Below are 18311 nucleotides of genomic sequence, written 5' to 3'. Positions count from 1 at the left end.
CGGCCCAGGCCGCGCGCCTTTTATTTTGGAGAGTCCATGATACGTTTGAAGACACTGGCTTTAAGCCTCGCATTGGTCATGCCGCTGCTGGGCGCACTGCACATCCCGGCCCACGCACAACGCACCACCGCCGACGCGGCGCCCGAAATCGCCACCGGCTACACGGCCAAAGCCGGCAAGTCCTCGCAAAAATTCATGGTGGCGGCGGCCAATCCGCTGGCCACGCAAGCCGGTTATCAAATGCTCAAGCAGGGCGGCGCTGCGATCGACGCCGCCATCGCCACCCAGCTGGTGCTGACCCTGGTCGAGCCGCAATCGTCCGGCATCGGCGGCGGCTCCTTCCTGCTGTACTCCGACGGCAAACACGTGCAATCCTACGACGGCCGCGAAACCGCGCCCGCCTCGGCGGACGAACACCTGTTCCAGGACAAGGACGGCAAGGCCGTCTCGCGCGAGATCGGCGTCATCGGCGGCCGCTCGGTCGGCGCGCCCGGCGTGTTGCGCATGCTGGAACTGGCGCACAAGGAGCACGGCAAGCTGCCGTGGAAGGCCCTGTTCGCGCCCGCCATCAAGCTGGCGGAGGATGGCTTCAACGTCAGCCCGCGCCTGAACGCGCTGCTGTCGTGGGATAAATACCTGGCCCGCGACCCGGTCGCCCGCGCCTACTTCTTCGACCAGGACGGCAAGCCGCGTCCGGTAGGCTACCTGCTGAAAAATCCCGAGCTGGCGCGCACGCTGCGCGAAATCGCCGACGGCGGCGCCGACGCCTTCTACAAGGGCCGCATCGCCAACGACATCGCGGCCAAGGTGGCGTCGCATCCGACCAACCCGGGCAAGCTGACCGCCGCCGACATCGCCGGCTACCAGGCCAAGGAGCGCGCGCCGGTCTGCAGCGACTACAAGGCCTGGACCGTGTGCGGCGCGCCGCCGCCGTCGTCCGGCGGCATCGCCATCGCGCAGATGCTGGGCATCCTCGAAGTGAAGGACATCAGCCCGTACAAGCCGCAGCTTAACGGCGGCCAGCTGACGGCCGAAGGCATCCACCTGTTCACCGAAGCGGGCCGCCTGGCCTACGCGGACCGCAACCGCTATCTCGCCGACACCGACTTCGTGCCGCTGCCGGGCAAGGGCATCGCCGCCATGCTGGACAAGGGCTACCTGGCGCAGCGCGCGGCGCTGATCGGCGAAAAATCGATGGGCGTGGCCAAATACGGCACGCCGGCCACGATGCAGGTGGCCTGGGGCGCCGACACCGCGATCGACAAGCCATCCACCTCGCACCTGGTGGCGGTGGATGCCTTCGGCGGCGGCCTGTCGATGACCACCTCGGTGGAAGACGCCTTCGGCGCGCGCCAGATGGTCGACGGCTTCATGCTCAACAACCAGCTGACCGACTTCTCCTTCGATTCGCAGGATGAAAACGGCCCGATCGCCAACCGTGTGCAGGCCGGCAAGCGTCCGCGCAGCGCGATGTCGCCGACGCTGGTGTTCGACAAGGGCACGCACAAGCTGGTGCTGGCCACCGGTTCGCCGGGCGGCTCGGCCATCATCAACTACGTGGCCAAGGTGCTGGTCGGCACGCTGGACTGGCAGTTGAATGTCCAGCAGGCCATCAGCCTGCCCAACCTCGGCAGCCGCAACGGCCCGACCGAACTGGAAGCGGGGCGCGTCAGCCCGGCCGTGATCGAGCAGCTGAAGGCGCGCGGCCACCAGGTGCGCGAATTCGAGCAGAACTCGGGCCTGCAGGGCATCCAGCGCCGCACCGTCAACGGCAAGGATGAGTGGTTCGGCGGCGCCGATCCGCGCCGCGAAGGCATCGTGCTGGGAGACTAAAATCCTCCCCAAATCCGGCAGACCCTGCTAATCTTGTCGAATGGGAATTCAAAAGAAAACAGGATTGATCCTGACGGGCGGTGGTGCCCGCGCCGCCTACCAGGTCGGCGTGCTGCAGGCAATCTCGGAAATACTGTGGGAAGCGGGCTGGCCGCCGGCGCGCAACCCCTTCGACATCATCTGCGGCACCTCGGCCGGCGCCATCAACGCCACCGCGCTGGCCTGCCGCGCCGACAACTTCGGCGAGGGTGTGCAGAAGCTGCTCGACGTGTGGCAGAACATCGAGGTTGAACAGGTCTACCGCGCCGATTCGCTGGGCGTGATCCGCTCCGGCGCGCGCTGGTTGTCCTTGCTGTCGTTCGGCTGGCTGCTGCGCAAGTGGCGCGCCGCGCCGCCCGCCTCGCTGCTGGACAATACGCCGCTGGTCGGCCTGCTGCACCGCATGCTCGACCTGCCGCGGCTGGACTCCGTGCTGTCCGAAGGCCTGCTGCACGCGCTGGCCGTCACCGCCTCGTCCTACACCGCCGGCAACCACCTGACCTTTTACCAGACCGCCGCCGACATCGTGCCGTGGATACGCATGCAGCGCGTGGCCCTGCAGGACCAGATCGGCGTCGAGCATCTGCTGGCGTCGTCGGCGATCCCGTTCATCTTCCCGGCCACGCCGCTGTACATGGGCGGCCACCGCGAATACTGCGGCGACGGTTCGATGCGCCAGCTGGCGCCGATCTCGCCGGCCATCCACCTCGGTGCGTCCAAGGTGCTGGTGGTGGGCGCCGGCCGCCTGACCGAGCCGGCCCGCAGCGCCGCCGAAAAGAGCGCGGCGCGCTATCCCAGCCTGGCGCAGATCGCCGGCCACGCGATGTCGTCGATCTTCCTCGACAGCCTGGCCGTCGACATCGAGCGGCTGGAGCGGGTCAACAAGACCTTGTCGATGCTGCCGCCGGAGCTGCTGGAGAAAACCCCGCTCAAGCCGGTGCAGCTGCTGGTGATCGCGCCGTCCGAGCGGCTCGACGATATCGCCAGCCGCCACATCGCCAGCCTGCCGGCGCCGATACGCACCATGCTGTCCGGGATAGGAGCGACCGAAACGCGCGGCGCCGCACTCGCTTCGTACCTGCTGTTCGAATCGACATATACTTGCGAGTTGATCCGGCTCGGACAGCGCGACACGCAGGCGCGCAAGGACGATGTGCTGGCCTTCTTCGAATCCTGAATCCAGGGTTTTATCTGATTAACGGGGCTCCCTTGCTGTTTTTAGTTCGTCTCTGTAGCCGCTTGCTGCTGCCGGTCCTGCTGTTGTGGGGCATGGCTGCCGCATGGGCCGGCGCGCCGCCGCGCACGCTGCGCTTCGAGCAGCTCAGCGTCGAGCATGGACTGGCGCAGGAATCGGTGCTGGCCATCGCGCAGGACAAGCAGGGTTTCATCTGGCTAGGCACCCAGGCCGGCCTGACCCGCTTCGACGGCTACCGCACCGTCACCTACAAGAGCGCCATCTCCGATCCGCGCAGCCTGGGCGACAACTGGATACGCGTGCTGCACCTCGACCCTGCCGGCCAGCTGTGGGTCGGCACGGACGGCGGCCTGGATCGCTACGACGCGGCCAGCAAGACCTTCACCCACTTCCTGCCGCACGAATCGGCGCAGCGCGGCAACGGCAACCGCCACCTGCGCGCGATCGCCGACGATGGCTTGGGCGGCCTGTGGCTGGCCAGCGCCGACGGCCTGCATCACTTCGACCCGGCCACCGCGCGCTTCACCAGCTGGCACCACGATCCGGCCGATGCCGGCAGCCTGGCCAACGACCAGGTCAACGCGCTGGCGCGCGACGCCGCCGGCCGGCTGTGGGTGGGCACCGCAACCGGACTCGATATGTTGGCGCCGGGCGCTTCGCGCTTCCAGCACTACGCGATAGACGCCGGCGGCGACAGCAAGTTCAACGCGGTGCTGGCGCTGCAGGTCGACAGCGCGCAAACGCTGTGGATCGGCACATTGGGCGGACTGGAACAATGGCGCCTGCTGGGCAGCGAGCCGCAGCGCCGCCGCCTCGGCCTGCGCGAAGGATTGAAGCCGGACGTCAGCATCACAACCCTGTACGTGGACGCGGAAACCAATGTCTGGGTCGGCACGCAGGCCGATGGCCTGTTCCGCTGGTTGCCGCCGGAGAACCGGCTGGTTCAATACCGCCACCAGTTCAGCGACAATCACAGCGTGGCCGACAATCAGATATCGGCGCTGTTCCGCGACCGCGTCGGCACGTTCTGGGTCGGCACCTGGAACGACGGCGCCAGCCGGGTGGACATGGGCAGTGGCGGCTTCGCCCGCATCGTGCGCCAGCCAGACACGCCGAACTCGCTGTCGGACAACAAGGTGCGCGCCATCGTCGCCGAAGCGCGCGGCCAGCTGTGGCTGGGCAGCAGCGGCGGCCTGAATCTGTACGACCCGGTCAGCGGCGAGGGCAAGGTGTGGCGCCACGATCCGCTGCGCGCGAACAGCCTGAGCGACGACCAGGTGACATCGCTGTGGCGCGAGAAGAACGGCAATATGTGGATAGGCGGGCGCGCCGGCATCAACCACCTGAACGTCGCCACCGGCAAGATCAGCGCGCTGTCCTTCGTGCGCGGCGACCCGGCCAGCGACACCATCCGCAACATCGTCGGCGACCGTAGCGGCGTGCTGTGGATCGCCTCGCGCGGCGGCCTGCACCGGCTCGATCCGGCGACGATGGACGTGCGCACCTTCCGTCACGATCCGTCCGACAGCGCCAGCCTTTCCGACAACGTGGTGCGGCCGATACTGGAAGACCGTCGTGGCCAGCTATGGATAGGCACCTTCAACGGCCTCGATCTGCTGGACCGCAAGACCGGCAAGTTCCGCCACTTCCGGCGCGACCCTGCCGATCCGTTCAGCCTCAGTCACGACGAGGTGCACTACCTGTACGAGGACGGCCGCGGCACGATCTGGGTCGGCACGGCGGCGGGCCTGAACAAGATGGAGGTGGCGGCCGACGGCGCCATCCGCTTCCGCCGCTACCTGCGCAAGGACGGCATCGCCGACGACGCCATCGCCTCGATCCTGCCGGACGATGCCGGCAACCTTTGGCTGAGCACCAACAGCGGCTTGTCGCGCCTGAACACGCAAACGGGCCTGGTGCGCAACTACAGCGGCGCCGACGGCACCATCGAAGGCGCCTACTTCGACGGCGCCGCGCTGCGCACGCCGGACGGCACGCTGTACTTCGGCGGCTTCAACGGCATCACCGCGTTCTCGCCGTCGGAAGTGCGCGAGAACAGCGTGGCGCCGACGGTGGCCATCACCGATTTCCAGATCTTCAACAAGTCGCTCAAGCCGGGCCAGGGCGAGCATCCGGATGTGCTGAAGACGGCGATCGAGCACACCAGCGCGCTGACGCTGCCGGAATCCGACTCGGTGTTCTCGCTGGAGTTCGCGGCGCTGCACTACGCCGCGCCGCAGCGCAACCGCTTCGCCTACCAGTTGCAGGGCTTCGACGAGGACTGGGTGGTGACCGATTCCAGCAAGCGTTTCGCCACCTATACCAATCTCGATCCGGGCACGTACACCTTCCGCGTCAAGGCCGCCAACAAGGACGGCATCTGGAACGACAACGCGGCCACGCTGGAGATCACCATCGAGCCGCCGTTCTGGAAAACCTGGTGGTTCCGCGGCCTGCTTGGCCTGCTGGCGCTGGGCGCCGGCTATGTGGCGTACAAAGGGCGCGTGCGCAGCCTGCACCACCAGCAGCAGCGGCTGGAGCAGCTGGTCAGCTCGCGCACGGCGGAGATCGAGCAGAAGAACCTGTTGCTGCAGCAGCAGAAGCAGGAGCTGGAGCAGCGCCGGCTGGAAGCGGAAGCGCAACGCGCCGAGGCGGAGCAGCGCCGCGTCGACACCGAGCGGCAGAAACAGGAAGTCGAGCGGCAGAAGGAAAACGTCGAGCAGGCACACCGCAACATCTCGGTGCTCAGCGAGCTGGGACGCGAGATGAGCGCCACGCTGGACATGGAAACCACCATGCGCACGCTGTACCGCCACGTGCACCACCTGATGAACGCGCAGATCTTCGGCATCGGCTTCGTGCGCGAGGAGGACGGCGTGATCGACTTTCCGTTCGCGATCGAAGGCGGCGTGCGCACCTTGCCGTACCAGCGCCGGCTGGATGAACCGAACCAGCTGGCCGTGTGGTGCCTGGAGCAGCGCAAGCCCATCTTCATCAACGATTTCTTTGCCGAATACGGCAGCTACATGGACGATTCGGGCCTCGACAGCCTGGTGCCGTGCGTGCGCGAGGACGGCGTGCCGGTGGCCAAGGCGCATTCGATGATGTATGCGCCGCTGGTCGTCAGCGACAAGGTGGTCGGCCTGCTGTGCGTGCAGAGCACCGAGAAGAACAGCTACCAGCAAGTGCACATGGACATGCTGCAGACGCTGGCCTCGCACGCCGCCGCCGGCCTGGAAAACGCCCGCGCCTACCAGCAGCTGGAAGAGGCGCTGCAGACGCTGCGCCAGACCCAGGAACGGCTGCTGCAGCAGGAGAAGCAGGTGCGGCTGCACACCGAGGAGCTGGCGCGGGCCAACCGCGCCTTGCAGGAGAATGACGAGCGCCTGCGCCTGGCCAAGCGCAAGGCGGAAGACGCCACCCGCCAGAAGTCCGAGTTCCTGGCCAACATGAGCCACGAGATGCGCACGCCGCTGGCCGGCGTGATCGGCATGCTGAACTTCGCGCTGCGCGACGGCAAGCTGGCCGACAGCACGCGCGAGCAGATCCTGCGCGGCCAGGCCAATGCGCAGTCGCTGCTGTCGATCATCAACGATCTGCTGGACTTCTCGAAGATCGAGGCGGGCAAGCTGACCATCGAGAACATCGACTTTTCGCTGTCGGCGGCGGTGGAAAACGTGGTCAGCCTGTTCGAAGAGCAGGCCGCCGCGCACAGCGTCGGTTTCAGCCTGGAGTTCGGCGACGGGCTGCCGCAGTTCGTCGTGGGCGACCCGACGCGGCTGCGCCAGGTGCTGGTCAACCTGGTCGGCAACGCCTTCAAGTTCACCGACCATGGTTCGGTGAACATGCGCGTCGAGCGCGTGCCGCAGGAGGACGACGAGCGCGCGCGCGCCGGCTACAAGGGCGCGCTGAACCGCATCCGCTTCACGGTGGCCGATACCGGCATCGGCATCGACGCGGACGCCATCCCGCGCCTGTTCCAGCAGTTCGAGCAGGCCGACGCCTCCACCACGCGCCGCTACGGCGGCACCGGCCTGGGACTGGCGATCTGCCGCCAGCTGGTCGAGCTGATGGGCGGTTCGATCAACGCCGTCAGCGCGCCGGGGCAGGGCAGCACGTTCTCGTTCGAGCTGCCGCTGGCGAACGGCGTTTCGCCGCCGATGGTGCCGCACGTGCCGCGCGAGCCGCACAGCCATCAGCTGAAGGTGCTGTGCGCGGAAGACTTCCCGACCAACCAGATCATCATCCGCATGATGCTGGAAGACCTGGGCCACAAGGTCGACATCGCGGCCAACGGCGCACTGGCGGTGCGGGCCTGCGCCCTGACCCGCTACGACCTGATCCTGATGGACGGCCGCATGCCTGAAATGGACGGCGCCAGCGCCACCCGTATGATACGCTCCGGCGGTACGGAGGACGCGCCGGTGCGCGACCAGGAACTGATGATCATCGCGCTGACCGCCAACGCCAGCGAGGAAGACCGCAGCCGCTACCTGGCCTCCGGCATGGACGATTTCCTGACCAAGCCGATCGACGAGGACAAGCTGCACTTCCAGCTCAGCCGCGCGATCGAACGCCAGCTGCAGCGCGGCTTCCAGTTGCCGCGCATGGAACCGCGCCACAATCCGGCGGCCGGCACGCCGGAGCTCGACGCGCTGTTCGGCGTGGCGCCGGCGGCGCTGGAGCCGGCACGGCTGGCGCAGCACAGCGGCGGCAGCGATTTGAAAGGCCGGCTGCGCAGCGCCTTCAACCAGGACGCGCCGCTGCGGCTGGCGGATCTGGAACTGGCGCTGGAGCGGGGCGACGGCGAAGTCGCCAGCCGTCTGTTGCACGGCATGAAGGGAAGCGCAGGATATCTGGAAGAGCAGGAATTGCAGGCGCTGTGCGGCGAGCTGGAACTGGAGGCCGACCATGGCAATTGGCAACGCATCGCCGAGGCCATGCCGCAGCTGCGTCAGCTGCTGTTGCGCGCGGCGGCAACTAGCACGCACTAAGGTTTCAAAATGAGCGCGGCCCGCACAAATCCTTGCCTGTCCAGGACGTAGATCGCTGTTTATAATGTAATATCGAGACAAAGTGCCGTACCGAAGTCAGACCAAGCAGGCGTTATAAAGGCACAGGGAGTCACATGAAAGTTCTGGTAGTGGATGACGATGTCGTCTCACGGATGGTGTTGATGCATTTGATCGATAGCTGTGGCAAGTTCGATATCGTGGAGGCCGAAGATGGCGCCGACGCCTGGGAGCAGTTGGAGCAGGGCTTGCGTCCCGCTATCTGCTTCTGCGACCTGCGCATGCCGCGCCTGTCCGGCATGGAATTGCTGCAGCGCGTCAAAAACCATCCGGAGATCAACACCATGCCGTTCGTGCTGGTGACCTCCGCCACCGACAAGGACACGATGCAGGAGGCGACCCAGCTGGGCGCCGCCGGCTACATCGTCAAGCCGTTCCAGGCCGAGCAGGTGCGGGTGCACCTGGTGAATTTCCTGGACCAGGCGGCCAGCGGCTACGAGCACGTGGCCGAGGAACCCGCCACCACCATGCGGCGCCTGGGCATCAACGCCGAGCGGCTGCTGGTTTACCTGAACGGATTCCAGAACCAGCTGACCGCCGCCAGCGGCGACCTGGAGGCGATGCTGGGCAAAGGCCAGCAGCAGGAGGCGCAGGTGCGCATCGACCGCCTGCATGCGGGCTGCGTCACGCTGGGCCTGGACGGCGCCGCCACCGGCCTGAAAAGCTTCGCACCAGGCCATTTGTCGAACGAGGCGGTGCAGGCGGTGCTGGCCGACGTGGTGCGCGCGGTGATCCACCAGTCCGGCCTGGCGCGGCAGGGCGCGACGCTCTGATCGCGCGCTGTTTGCGCTTTGTCTACTCATTGACTACCGCATCGCACTTGAAGTCGAGATAGTTTAGGTTTAAAGTATCTGCTGCGTGAGCAGCGGGTATCGACGACTTTCAACTTCAGAGCGACCATGAACCGACCGACAGCGAGTGCCTACACCGACCATTTCGCGCGCGAGCATTTGCCGCCACAGGAGCTGTGGCCCGAGCTGCGCTTCGATTTGCCCGAGCTTCAATACCCGCCGCGCCTGAACTGCGTGCCGCAGCTGTTCGACGGCGCCCTGGCCGCCGGCGCCGGCGAGCGTATCGCCATTCGCGGTGCCGATGTGGAATGGACCTACACTGAGCTGCTGGAGCGGATAGACCGCATCGCCCACGTGCTGCGCGGCCCCATGGGCCTGGAGGCGGGCAACCGGGTGTTGCTGCGCGGCGCCAACAATCCGATGATGGCGGCCTGCATACTGGCGGTGCTGAAGGCCGGCTGCATCGCCGTGCCGACCATGCCGCTGCTGCGCGCGCGTGAGCTGGGCGCCATCGCCGGCAAGGCCGCGGTCAACGCGGTGTTGTGCGCCGACGGCTTGCGCGGCGAGATGGAGGCGGCCGATTTGCCACCCGGCGCACGGGAAAAGACCTTGTGGTTCGGTTGCACCGATGCCGATGCAGCCGGTTCGCTGGAGGCATCGATGGCGGCGCAGCCGTCCCGTTACGAGGCGGTCGATACGGCGGCGGACGATGTCTGCCTGATCAGCTTCACCTCGGGTACCACCGGCGTGCCGAAAGGGACCATGCATTTCCATCGCGACGTCATGGCGATCTGCGACTGCTTCCCGCGCTCGGTGCTGGCGTCGCAGCGCAGCGACGTTTTCATCGGCACGCCGCCGCTGGCCTTTACCTTCGGCCTCGGCGGCCTGCTGCTGTTCCCGCTGCGGGTGGGCGCGACAGCGGTGCTGCTGGAAAAACTGACGCCGGAAACGCTGCTGCAGGCGATCGAAAAACACCGTGCCACGGTATGCTTCACGGCGCCGACGTTTTACCGGCAGATGGCGCCGCTGGCCGGCAAGTACGACCTGGCCAGCCTGCGCAAGACCGTGTCCGCCGGCGAGGCGCTGCCGCTGGCCACGCGCGAGAGCTGGCGCCAGGCCACGGGACTGGTGATGATAGACGGCATAGGCGCGACCGAGCTGCTGCATATTTTTATTTCGGCGGCGGGCGAGCAGGTGCGGCCCGGCGCGACCGGCAAGCCGGTGCCGGGCTACCAGGCCTGCATCCTCGATCACGACGGCCGGCCGGTGGGACCGGGCGTGATAGGGCGGCTGGCGGTGAAAGGCCCGACCGGCTGCCGCTACCTGGCGGACGAACGCCAGAACGACTATGTGCTCGACGGCTGGAACCTGACCGGCGACGCCTACGAGATGGACGCCGACGGGTATTTTTACTATCGTTCGCGCACCGACGACATGATCATCTCGGCCGGCTACAACATCGCCGGACCGGAAGTGGAGGATGCGTTGCTGCGCCACCCGGCGGTGGCCGAATGCGGCGTGATCGGCAAGCCGGACGAGGAGCGCGGGCAGATCGTCGAGGCGCACGTGGTGCTGAAACCGGACTACGCGGCGTCGCCGGAGCTGGCGGCGCAGTTGCAGGAGTTCGTCAAGGGACAGATCGCGCCGTACAAGTACCCGCGTTCGGTGCGCTTCCTGGCGGCGTTGCCGCGCACCGAAACCGGCAAGCTGCAGCGCTTCAAGCTGCGGAATGAATGAAGAGAACCATATGAATATCGTGTGCATGGGCGGCGGCCCGGCGGGCCTGTATTTCAGCCTGCTGATGAAGAAGCGGAACCCGGACCACCAGATCACGGTGGTGGAGCGCAATCGTCCCTACGATACCTTCGGCTGGGGCGTGGTGTTCTCCGACCAGACGCTGGGCAATCTCGCCAACGCGGACGAGCCGACCGCGCGCGCGATCCTGGAGTCGTTCAACCACTGGGACGATATCGACGTCTTCTTCAAGGGCGAGAAGGTGACGTCGGGCGGCCACGGCTTCTGCGGCATCGGCCGCAAGCACCTGCTCAACATCCTGCAGCGGCGCTGCGAGGAGCTGGGCGTCAAGCTGGTGTTCGAGACCGAGGTGACGGACGACCAGGAGATGGCCGCGCGCTACGGCGCCGACCTGGTGATCGCGTCGGACGGCTTGAACAGCCGCACGCGCACCCGCTACGCCGACAGCTATCAGCCGCAGATCGAGGCGCGCCAGTGCCGCTTCGTGTGGCTGGGCACGCGCAAGAAGTTCGACGCGTTCACCTTCGCGTTCAAACAGACGGAGCATGGCTGGTTCCAGGCGCACATCTATCAATACGACGGCGATACGTCGACCTTCATCATCGAGACGCCGGAGACGGTGTGGCGCGCGGCGGGGCTGGAGGACATGAACCCTGAACAGGCGATCGCATTTTGCGAGCGCCTGTTTGCGGACCAGCTGGACGGCCATGCGCTGATGTCCAATTCGGCGCACCTGCGCGGCTCCGCCATGTGGATCAAGTTCCCGCGCATCGTCTGCGACAAGTGGGTGCACTGGAATGGCGCCGTACCGGTGGTGCTGATGGGCGACGCCGCCCATTCGGCGCATTACTCGATCGGCTCCGGCACCAAGCTGGCGCTGGAAGATGCGATCGAACTGGCGCGCTGCTTTGGCGAGCATGCGGACCTGGCCAAGGTGCTGGAGCGCTATCAGGCGGTGCGCGCGATCGAGGTCGTCAAGCTGCAAAGCGCGGCCCGCAATTCGATGGAGTGGTTCGAGAACGTCGAGCGCTACACGGCAATGGAAGCGCCGCAGTTCGCCTATTCGATGCTGACGCGCAGCCAGCGACTGTCGCACGAAAACCTGCGCCTGCGCGATCCGGCTTACGTGGCCGGTTACGAACGCTGGTTCGCCGAGCGCGCCCGTGAGCAGGCCGGCCTGCCGCCGCTGTCGCCCGCCGCGTCCGCCTCGGCCGCGCCGCCGATGTTCACACCGTTCAAGGTGCGCGGCGTCACGCTGAAGAACCGCATCGTGGTATCGCCGATGGCGCAGTACAGCGCCGTCGACGGCACGGTCGGCGACTACCATCTTGCCCACCTGGGCGCGCGCGCCATGGGCGGCGCGGCGATGGTGTTTGCCGAAATGACCTGCGTGTCCGCCGACGCGCGCATCACGCCGGCCTGCCCGGGCATGTATGCGCCGGAGCATACGCAGGCCTGGAAGCGCATCGTCGATTTCGTGCACCAGCACAGCGACGCCAGCATCGCCCTGCAGCTTGGGCATGCCGGCGCCAAGGGTTCGACGCGCGCCATGTGGGATGGCATCGACCAGCCCCTCGACAAGGACAACTGGCCGCTGGTCAGCGCATCGCCGCAGCAGTACCTGAGCGGCGTATCGCAAACCGCGCGCGCCATGACGCTGGCCGACATGGACCGCATCGAAGCCGATTTCGTGCGCGCCACACGGGCCGCCGACGAAGCGGGCTTCGACTGGCTGGAGCTGCATTGCGCGCACGGTTACCTGCTGTCGTCGTTCATCTCGCCGCTGACCAACGAGCGCGGCGACGAATATGGCGGCAGCCTTGAAAACCGTTGCCGCTATCCGCTGCGCGTGTTCGCGGCGATGCGCGCCGCCTGGCCGCAACACAAGCCGATGAGCGTGCGGATCTCCGCGCACGACTGGGTCGAAGGCGGCATCACGCCGGACGACGCGGTGCGGATCGCGCGCCTGTTCAAGGCGGCCGGCGCCGACATGATCGATTGTTCGTCGGGCCAGGTCAGCAAGCTGGAAAAGCCGGTCTACGGCCGCATGTTCCAGACGCCGTTCGCGGACCGCATTCGCAACGAGGCGGGCATAGGCGCCATCGCCGTCGGCTCGATCTTCGAGGCCGACCATGCCAACGGCATCATCGCCGCCGGCCGCGCGGACCTGTGCGCGGTGGGGCGCCCGCACCTGGCCAATCCTGCGTGGACGCTGGCGGAAGCGGCCCGGATAAGCTACACGGCGGTGACGTGGCCGAAGCAGTACCTGCCGGGCAAGCAGCAGATGGAACGCAACCTGGAACGCGAGCGCCAGCTGGCAGCCGCCAACACCGGACTGACCCCGCAGCAGGTCGCCGCCAAATTGCTGGAGGGATGATGAATCCGATCGCCATGACATTGGAAGGCAAGCACGCGCTGGTGACCGGCGGTGCGCGCGGAATCGGCGCCGCCTGTGCGCGGGCCTTGCTGCTGCGCGGCGCGCGCGTCACGCTGGCCGGTCGCGACGCCAAGGCGCTGGCGCACGCAATGGAGGAAATGAGCTCGCTGGGCGATGTCGACATGCAGATCATCGACGTCACCGATGAAGACTCCGTGCGCGCCGGTTTTGCCGCCGCCGTTGCGCGTTTCGGCCGCATCGATATCCTGGTCAACAACGCCGGCCAGGCCGTACCCGCGCCGTTCGGCAAGACCGACGCCGCGCTGTGGCGGCGCATGCTGGACGTGAACCTGACCGGCACCTTCCACTGCACCCAGGCCGCGCTGCCCGGCATGCTGGATGCGAAATGGGGCCGCATCGTCAACGTCGCCTCCACGGCAGGTCTGGTAGGCTATCGCTACGTCAGCGCCTATGTCGCCGCCAAGCACGGCGTGATCGGCCTGACGCGCGCGCTGGCGCTGGAAGTGGCCACCAAGGGCGTGACGGTCAACGCCGTCTGCCCCGGCTACACCGAAACCGACATCGTGCGCGAGGCCGTCGCCAACATCGTCGCCAGGACCGGCCGCAGCGAAGACGAGGCGCGCGCGGAGCTGGCCGCCGGCAATCCGCAAAAGCGGCTGGTGCAAAGCGACGAAGTGGCCAACGCCGTGGCCTGGCTCTGCCTGCCCGAATCGGCCGCCATGAATGGACAATCCGTCGCCGTCGCCGGCGGCGAAGTAATGTGAAAAGAAACCATGTCATCACTCTCAGACAACGATAACAATCCGGACAACCCGATCGAGGACGGCGAAGCGCCGGTGCTCGACCTGGCCAGCCGGCTGACGCAGGACCACCACCAGTCGCTCAAGCTGTGGCTGCGCATGCTGTCCTGCACCGTCAAGATCGAAAACGAAATCCGCAGCCGGCTGCGCGCCACCTTCGGCATCACCTTGCCGCGCTTCGACCTGATGGCGCAGCTTGAGCGCTACCCGCAGGGGCTGCGCATGGGCGAGCTGTCGAAACGGATGATGGTCACCGGCGGCAACATCACCGGCATCACCGACCAGCTGGAGCAGGAAAAGCTGGTGGTGCGCGTGCCCGATCCGAAGGACGGCCGCGCCTACAGCGTCAAGCTGACGCCGGCCGGACGCAAGGCCTTCGCCACGATGGCCGCCGTGCACGAAGGCTGGATCGCCGAACTGCTTCAGGACATGTCGGGCGCGGACAAGGGGCAGCTGATCGACCTGCTGTCGCAGATGAAGCGGCACCTGAACGCGTCGGACGAAAAATAAGGAGCCACACCATGCGATACCTTCCCGGCGAAGCGCAGCAACTGCCCGGCAACCGCGCCGCGCTGGCCGACTACCAGGCCAGCCATTTTCTGTTTGAAGTCAGCGGCGGCGTCGCCACGCTGACCCTGAACCGTCCCGAGCGCAAGAATCCGCTGACCTTCGATTCCTATGCCGAGCTGCGCGACCTGTTCCGTGCGCTGGCCTACGCGGATGACGTCAAGGCCGTCGTCATTACCGGCGCCGGCGAGAACTTCTGCTCCGGCGGCGACGTGCACGACATCATCGGTCCGCTGACCAAGCTGGACATGCCCGGCCTGCTGGCCTTCACGCGCATGACGGGCGACCTGGTGAAAGCCATCCGCGCCTGTCCGCAGCCGATCGTGGCGGCGGTCGACGGCATTTGCGCCGGCGCCGGCGCGATCCTGTCGCTGGCGTCGGACATGCGCCTAGGCACCGCGCGCAGCAAGACCGCCTTCCTGTTCACCCGCGTCGGCCTGGCCGGCTGCGACATGGGCGCCTGCGCCTTGCTGCCGCGCGTGATCGGCCAGGGCCGCGCCGCCGAACTGCTGTACACGGGGCGCTCGATGTCCGGCGCGGAAGCGGAGCGCTGGGGCTTCTTCAACAGCCTGCATGAACCGGAGGCGCTGCTGGACGCCGCGCGCGCGCTGGCGCAAGGCCTGGCCGACGGCCCGACCTTCGCCCACGGCATGACCAAGAAGATGCTGCAGCAGGAATGGAACATGGGCGTCGACGAGGCCATCGAAGCGGAGGCGCAGGCGCAGGCCATCTGCATGGCGACCAACGATTTCCATCGCGCCTATCATGCCTTCGTGGCCAAGCAAAAACCTGAATTCGAAGGCGACTGATGGCGGACAAATCTTACCTGGAGTGGCCGTTCTTCGAGGCGCGTCACGCGGAGCTTGAACGGCAGCTCGACGCCTGGGCGGCGCGGCATATCGCCCAGCACCACGAAGCCGACGTCGATGCCGCCTGCCGCCGTCTGGTGCGCCAGCTGGGCGAGGGTGGATGGCTCAGCCACGCCATCGGCGGCAGCGCGTACGGCGGCAGCGGCGACGGCATCGACACCCGCGCCATCTGCCTGATCCGCGAGACGCTGGCGCGCCACAACGGCCTGGCCGATTTCGCCTTCGCCATGCAGGGGCTGGGCTCCGGCGCCATCAGCCTGCACGGCAGCGACGCCCAGCGGGCGGACTACCTGCCGCGTGTCGCGCGCGGCGAGGCGATTGCGGCGTTCGCGCTGTCCGAGCCGCAGGCCGGCTCCGACGTCGCCGCCATGCGGTGCGCGGCGGTGCTGGAGCAGGACGGCGGCCACTATGTGCTCAATGGCGAGAAGACGTGGATCTCCAACGGCGGCATCGCCGACTTCTACGTGGTGTTTGCGCGCACCGGAGAACAGCCCGGCGCGCGCGGCATCAGCGCCTTCATCGTCGATGCCGGCACGCCGGGCTTCGACATCGCCGAGCGTATTCAGGTGATCGCCCCGCATCCGCTGGCGCGCCTGACCTTCACCGATTGCCGCATCCCCGCCGCCAGGCGGATCGGCGAGGCGGGGCAGGGCTTCAAGGTGGCGATGGCGACGCTGGACGTGTTCCGCACCTCGGTCGCCGCGGCGGCGCTGGGCTTTGCGCGGCGCGCGCTGGACGAGGCGCTGGCGCACGCCACGCAGCGGCAGATGTTCGGCCAGGTGCTGTCCGACTTCCAGCTGACGCAGGCGAAGCTGGCGCAGATGGCGACCGGCGTCGACGCCGCCGCGCTGCTGACCTATCGCGCGGCATGGCTGCGTGACCAGGGACGCAAGGTGACCAAGGAGGCGGCGATGGCCAAGATGACCGCCACCGAAACGGCGCAGCAGGTGATCGACGCCGCGCTGCAGATGTTCGGCGGCCTGGGCGTGGTCAGCGAGCAGCCGGTCGAGCGGCTGTACCGCGAGATCCGCGCGCTGCGCATCTACGAGGGCGCCACCGAAGTACAGCAACTGATCATCGCGCGCGAACTGCTGCGCGAACTCAATCACAAGGAAGCATGATGGAATTTCTTCAACCGCCAGGCTGGGCGCGGCCCCGTGGCTATTCGAACGGCGTGGCCGCCAGCGGCCGCACGGTCTGCGTCAGCGGCATGATAGGCTGGGACGGGCAGGGCGTGTTCCACACCGACGACTTCGCCGGCCAGGTGCGCCAGGCGCTGAGCAACATCGTCGAGGTGCTGGCCGAGGCCGACGCCCGCCCCGAACACATCGTGCGCATGACCTGGTATGTGCTGGACCGGAAGGAATACGTCGGCGCCTACAAGGAAGTGGGCGCCGCCTACCGCGAGATCATCGGCGCGCACTATCCCGCCATGACGGCGGTGCAGGTGGCGGGCCTGGTCGAGGACCGGGCCAGGGTGGAGATCGAGGTGACGGCCATCGTTCCGTAAGATACGGCCACCGCCGACCGTGTGTCCTCATTGCGCCGCTCAGGCCATGAAGCCTAAATTATATTGGCTAAAGTTCACGATGTTGGGGAACACTGCCGCCAGCTGATTTGTGGGGACGCCAAACCAGGTAGCCAGGGTGGCGCCGTACTGGTCAACGGAGGTTGTCGGTAGCAAGGCTCCGAGACCGACATCGAGACTGTGGCCTATGCCAGTCTGTGGAAACGCGCCGTAAATTTCTTTCCCTTTGACTGCGCCGCCAAAGACAAAATGGTGCGAACCCCAACCGTGGTCGGTGCCATCTCCATTGCTCAGGAAGGTGCGGCCGAAATCGGACGCGGTAAACAACGTCACCTGATTGCGGAGGTCACTTCCGTCCAAGTGTTGCAATACCGAATCGAAGTATACAACTGCGTGCGAAATCTTGGCCAGCAGGTCCGCTTGATTCACCTTCTGCCCATCGTGCGTGTCGAATCCGCCCAGACTGACATAAAACACCTGGCGCTTGACCGACAGCGCATTACGACCGCCGATAATTCGCGCAACGGTTTGCAATTGCAGCGCCAACGGATTGGCGGCCGCGACCAAGGTATTCGGATTGATATAGAGGGACGGCGCCGGCACTTGGCCCGCGCCAGTGCCCGTCGGCAGCATGGCCTGGCTTAAAGTCTGCTGGGCCGCGATGGCGCGGCTGACGATAGCGGCGTATTCATTCTCAAAGGGATTGCCGTTTGGCGTTTGCTTGGTGATCACCGCCTGCAATGGATTGGATGCGGCGGGCACGCCGAACAGTGAATTGGACAGGTTGGTGATCCCCGGCATGCCGGAGGTGCTGATCTGGAATTGCCTTACCTGGCTGCCGCTCAGGAATACCGCGTTGCCTGAGGCCGAGATGCAGGTGAAGGTCGGTGCGCCGTTATTTGCCATGAACAGGTCGCCAAGTTGGCCACCCCAGCCGAGACTGGCTCCTTCCGGTCCATTCGATTGCCACAACGATTGCTGGTCATTGTGTGAAAACAGCTTGGGCGGCAGATTTTCGCCGCGGCCATATTGATCCAGATCGGTTGGGTGGGTCAGAGTGCCGACATTGGCGATGATGGCGGCGCGGCTATTTTCGAACAGCTGCTTGACGCCCTCCATCGCGGGGTGCAACGCGTACGTGCGTCCCTGGCTGGTGTGCGGCTCGATCGGCAGCACCGCACCAGTGCCGGTGCGCGGCAGGGCGATGGAACTGTTGCCGTCATCGGAAGTGCGCAGCCGGATGTATTCCGTCCAGGAGGCGTCGTCGGTGGCCAACACGGTGTTGAAGGCATCGTTGCCGCCAGCCATATACAAGCACACCAGTGCTTTGTACTCGCCCGACGATTGCGCGGCGGCTTCGCCCATGGCGGCAAGGTTAATGGTGAACGGCACGGCGCTGCTGCCGGCCATCGACAGCAATGAACGCAGGAAGCGGCGTCTGGATTGAGTAGCTTGTTTCATGAT

General features: G+C 66.5%; 12 protein-coding genes. 11 read left to right on the top strand and 1 reads right to left on the bottom strand.

The genetic code is table 11. The annotated features are described in order from the left end of the window. Nucleotides 1-36 precede the first annotated feature (36 nt). From ggt to ACCD07_RS15900, 11 genes are all read left to right on the top strand, one after another. Nucleotides 37-1833 (top strand): gamma-glutamyltransferase, encoded by a 1797-nt coding sequence (gene ggt, locus ACCD07_RS15950; RefSeq protein WP_413447898.1) that lies wholly within the window; start codon nt 37-39, stop codon nt 1831-1833. A 40-nt stretch (nt 1834-1873) separates the two neighbouring features. Beyond that, a complete protein-coding gene (locus tag ACCD07_RS15945) occupies nt 1874-3049 on the top strand; it encodes a patatin-like phospholipase family protein (RefSeq protein WP_176655128.1) in 1176 nt (391 codons plus the stop codon). Between the two features lie 92 nt (nt 3050-3141). Further along, on the top strand, nt 3142-8061 hold the full coding sequence (locus ACCD07_RS15940; protein ID WP_413447902.1) for a two-component regulator propeller domain-containing protein: 4920 nt from the start codon (nt 3142-3144) through the stop codon (nt 8059-8061). A gap of 134 nt (nt 8062-8195) precedes the next feature. Next, nucleotides 8196-8912 (top strand): response regulator, encoded by a 717-nt coding sequence (locus ACCD07_RS15935; protein ID WP_176655129.1) that lies wholly within the window; start codon nt 8196-8198, stop codon nt 8910-8912. A 126-nt stretch (nt 8913-9038) separates the two neighbouring features. Further along, nucleotides 9039-10667, top strand: a complete 1629-nt coding sequence (locus ACCD07_RS15930; protein ID WP_176655130.1) for an AMP-binding protein — start codon at nt 9039-9041, stop codon at nt 10665-10667. Between the two features lie 10 nt (nt 10668-10677). Continuing rightward, the gene (locus ACCD07_RS15925; protein ID WP_413447897.1) at nt 10678-13062 is read left to right on the top strand and encodes a bifunctional salicylyl-CoA 5-hydroxylase/oxidoreductase; all 2385 of its coding nucleotides are present in this window, start codon (nt 10678-10680) and stop codon (nt 13060-13062) included. Continuing rightward, entirely contained in the window at nt 13062-13847 is a 786-nt protein-coding gene (locus ACCD07_RS15920; RefSeq protein WP_413447896.1) for an SDR family NAD(P)-dependent oxidoreductase, read from the top strand. Before ACCD07_RS15925 ends, ACCD07_RS15920 begins: the two co-directional genes overlap by 1 nt. Before the next feature lie 9 nt (nt 13848-13856). Beyond that, complete coding sequence (locus tag ACCD07_RS15915) at nt 13857-14393, top strand: MarR family winged helix-turn-helix transcriptional regulator (protein WP_176655132.1); 537 nt, start codon at nt 13857-13859, stop codon at nt 14391-14393. An 11-nt stretch (nt 14394-14404) separates the two neighbouring features. Next, the gene (locus tag ACCD07_RS15910; protein ID WP_353404229.1) at nt 14405-15259 is read left to right on the top strand and encodes an enoyl-CoA hydratase family protein; all 855 of its coding nucleotides are present in this window, start codon (nt 14405-14407) and stop codon (nt 15257-15259) included. Continuing rightward, nucleotides 15259-16440, top strand: a complete 1182-nt coding sequence (locus tag ACCD07_RS15905; protein ID WP_413447895.1) for an acyl-CoA dehydrogenase family protein — start codon at nt 15259-15261, stop codon at nt 16438-16440. The genes ACCD07_RS15910 and ACCD07_RS15905 overlap by 1 nt, the downstream gene beginning before the upstream one ends. Further along, nucleotides 16440-16829, top strand: coding sequence for a RidA family protein (locus ACCD07_RS15900; RefSeq protein WP_353404322.1), 390 nt, complete (start codon nt 16440-16442; stop codon nt 16827-16829). Before ACCD07_RS15905 ends, ACCD07_RS15900 begins: the two co-directional genes overlap by 1 nt. A 39-nt stretch (nt 16830-16868) precedes the next feature. Here ACCD07_RS15900 and ACCD07_RS15895 read toward each other — a convergent pair whose 3' ends face one another. After that, a complete protein-coding gene (locus ACCD07_RS15895; RefSeq protein ID WP_413447894.1) occupies nt 16869-18308 on the bottom strand; it encodes a DUF1501 domain-containing protein in 1440 nt (479 codons plus the stop codon). Between the last annotated feature and the right edge of the window lie 3 nt (nt 18309-18311).

The organism is Duganella sp. Dugasp56 (assembly GCF_047304105.1).
GTDB lineage: Bacteria > Pseudomonadota > Gammaproteobacteria > Burkholderiales > Burkholderiaceae_D > Rugamonas > Rugamonas hordei.
This window is presented reverse-complemented; position numbering and strand designations above follow the sequence as displayed.

Excerpts from the sequence above, each read along its gene's own strand:
- ACCD07_RS15930 (WP_176655130.1), top strand. The coding sequence starts at position 9,039 with ATGAACCGACCGACAGCGAGTGCCTACACCGACCATTTCGCGCGCGAG.
- ACCD07_RS15940 (WP_413447902.1), top strand. The coding sequence starts at position 3,142 with ATGGCTGCCGCATGGGCCGGCGCGCCGCCGCGCACGCTGCGCTTCGAG.
- ACCD07_RS15910 (WP_353404229.1), top strand. The coding sequence starts at position 14,405 with ATGCGATACCTTCCCGGCGAAGCGCAGCAACTGCCCGGCAACCGCGCC.
- ggt (WP_413447898.1), top strand. The coding sequence starts at position 37 with ATGATACGTTTGAAGACACTGGCTTTAAGCCTCGCATTGGTCATGCCG.
- ACCD07_RS15935 (WP_176655129.1), top strand. The coding sequence starts at position 8,196 with ATGAAAGTTCTGGTAGTGGATGACGATGTCGTCTCACGGATGGTGTTG.
- ACCD07_RS15895 (WP_413447894.1), bottom strand. The coding sequence starts at position 18,308 with ATGAAACAAGCTACTCAATCCAGACGCCGCTTCCTGCGTTCATTGCTG.
- ACCD07_RS15905 (WP_413447895.1), top strand. The coding sequence starts at position 15,259 with ATGGCGGACAAATCTTACCTGGAGTGGCCGTTCTTCGAGGCGCGTCAC.
- ACCD07_RS15900 (WP_353404322.1), top strand. The coding sequence starts at position 16,440 with ATGGAATTTCTTCAACCGCCAGGCTGGGCGCGGCCCCGTGGCTATTCG.
- ACCD07_RS15915 (WP_176655132.1), top strand. The coding sequence starts at position 13,857 with ATGTCATCACTCTCAGACAACGATAACAATCCGGACAACCCGATCGAG.
- ACCD07_RS15920 (WP_413447896.1), top strand. The coding sequence starts at position 13,062 with ATGAATCCGATCGCCATGACATTGGAAGGCAAGCACGCGCTGGTGACC.
- ACCD07_RS15925 (WP_413447897.1), top strand. The coding sequence starts at position 10,678 with ATGAATATCGTGTGCATGGGCGGCGGCCCGGCGGGCCTGTATTTCAGC.
- ACCD07_RS15945 (WP_176655128.1), top strand. The coding sequence starts at position 1,874 with ATGGGAATTCAAAAGAAAACAGGATTGATCCTGACGGGCGGTGGTGCC.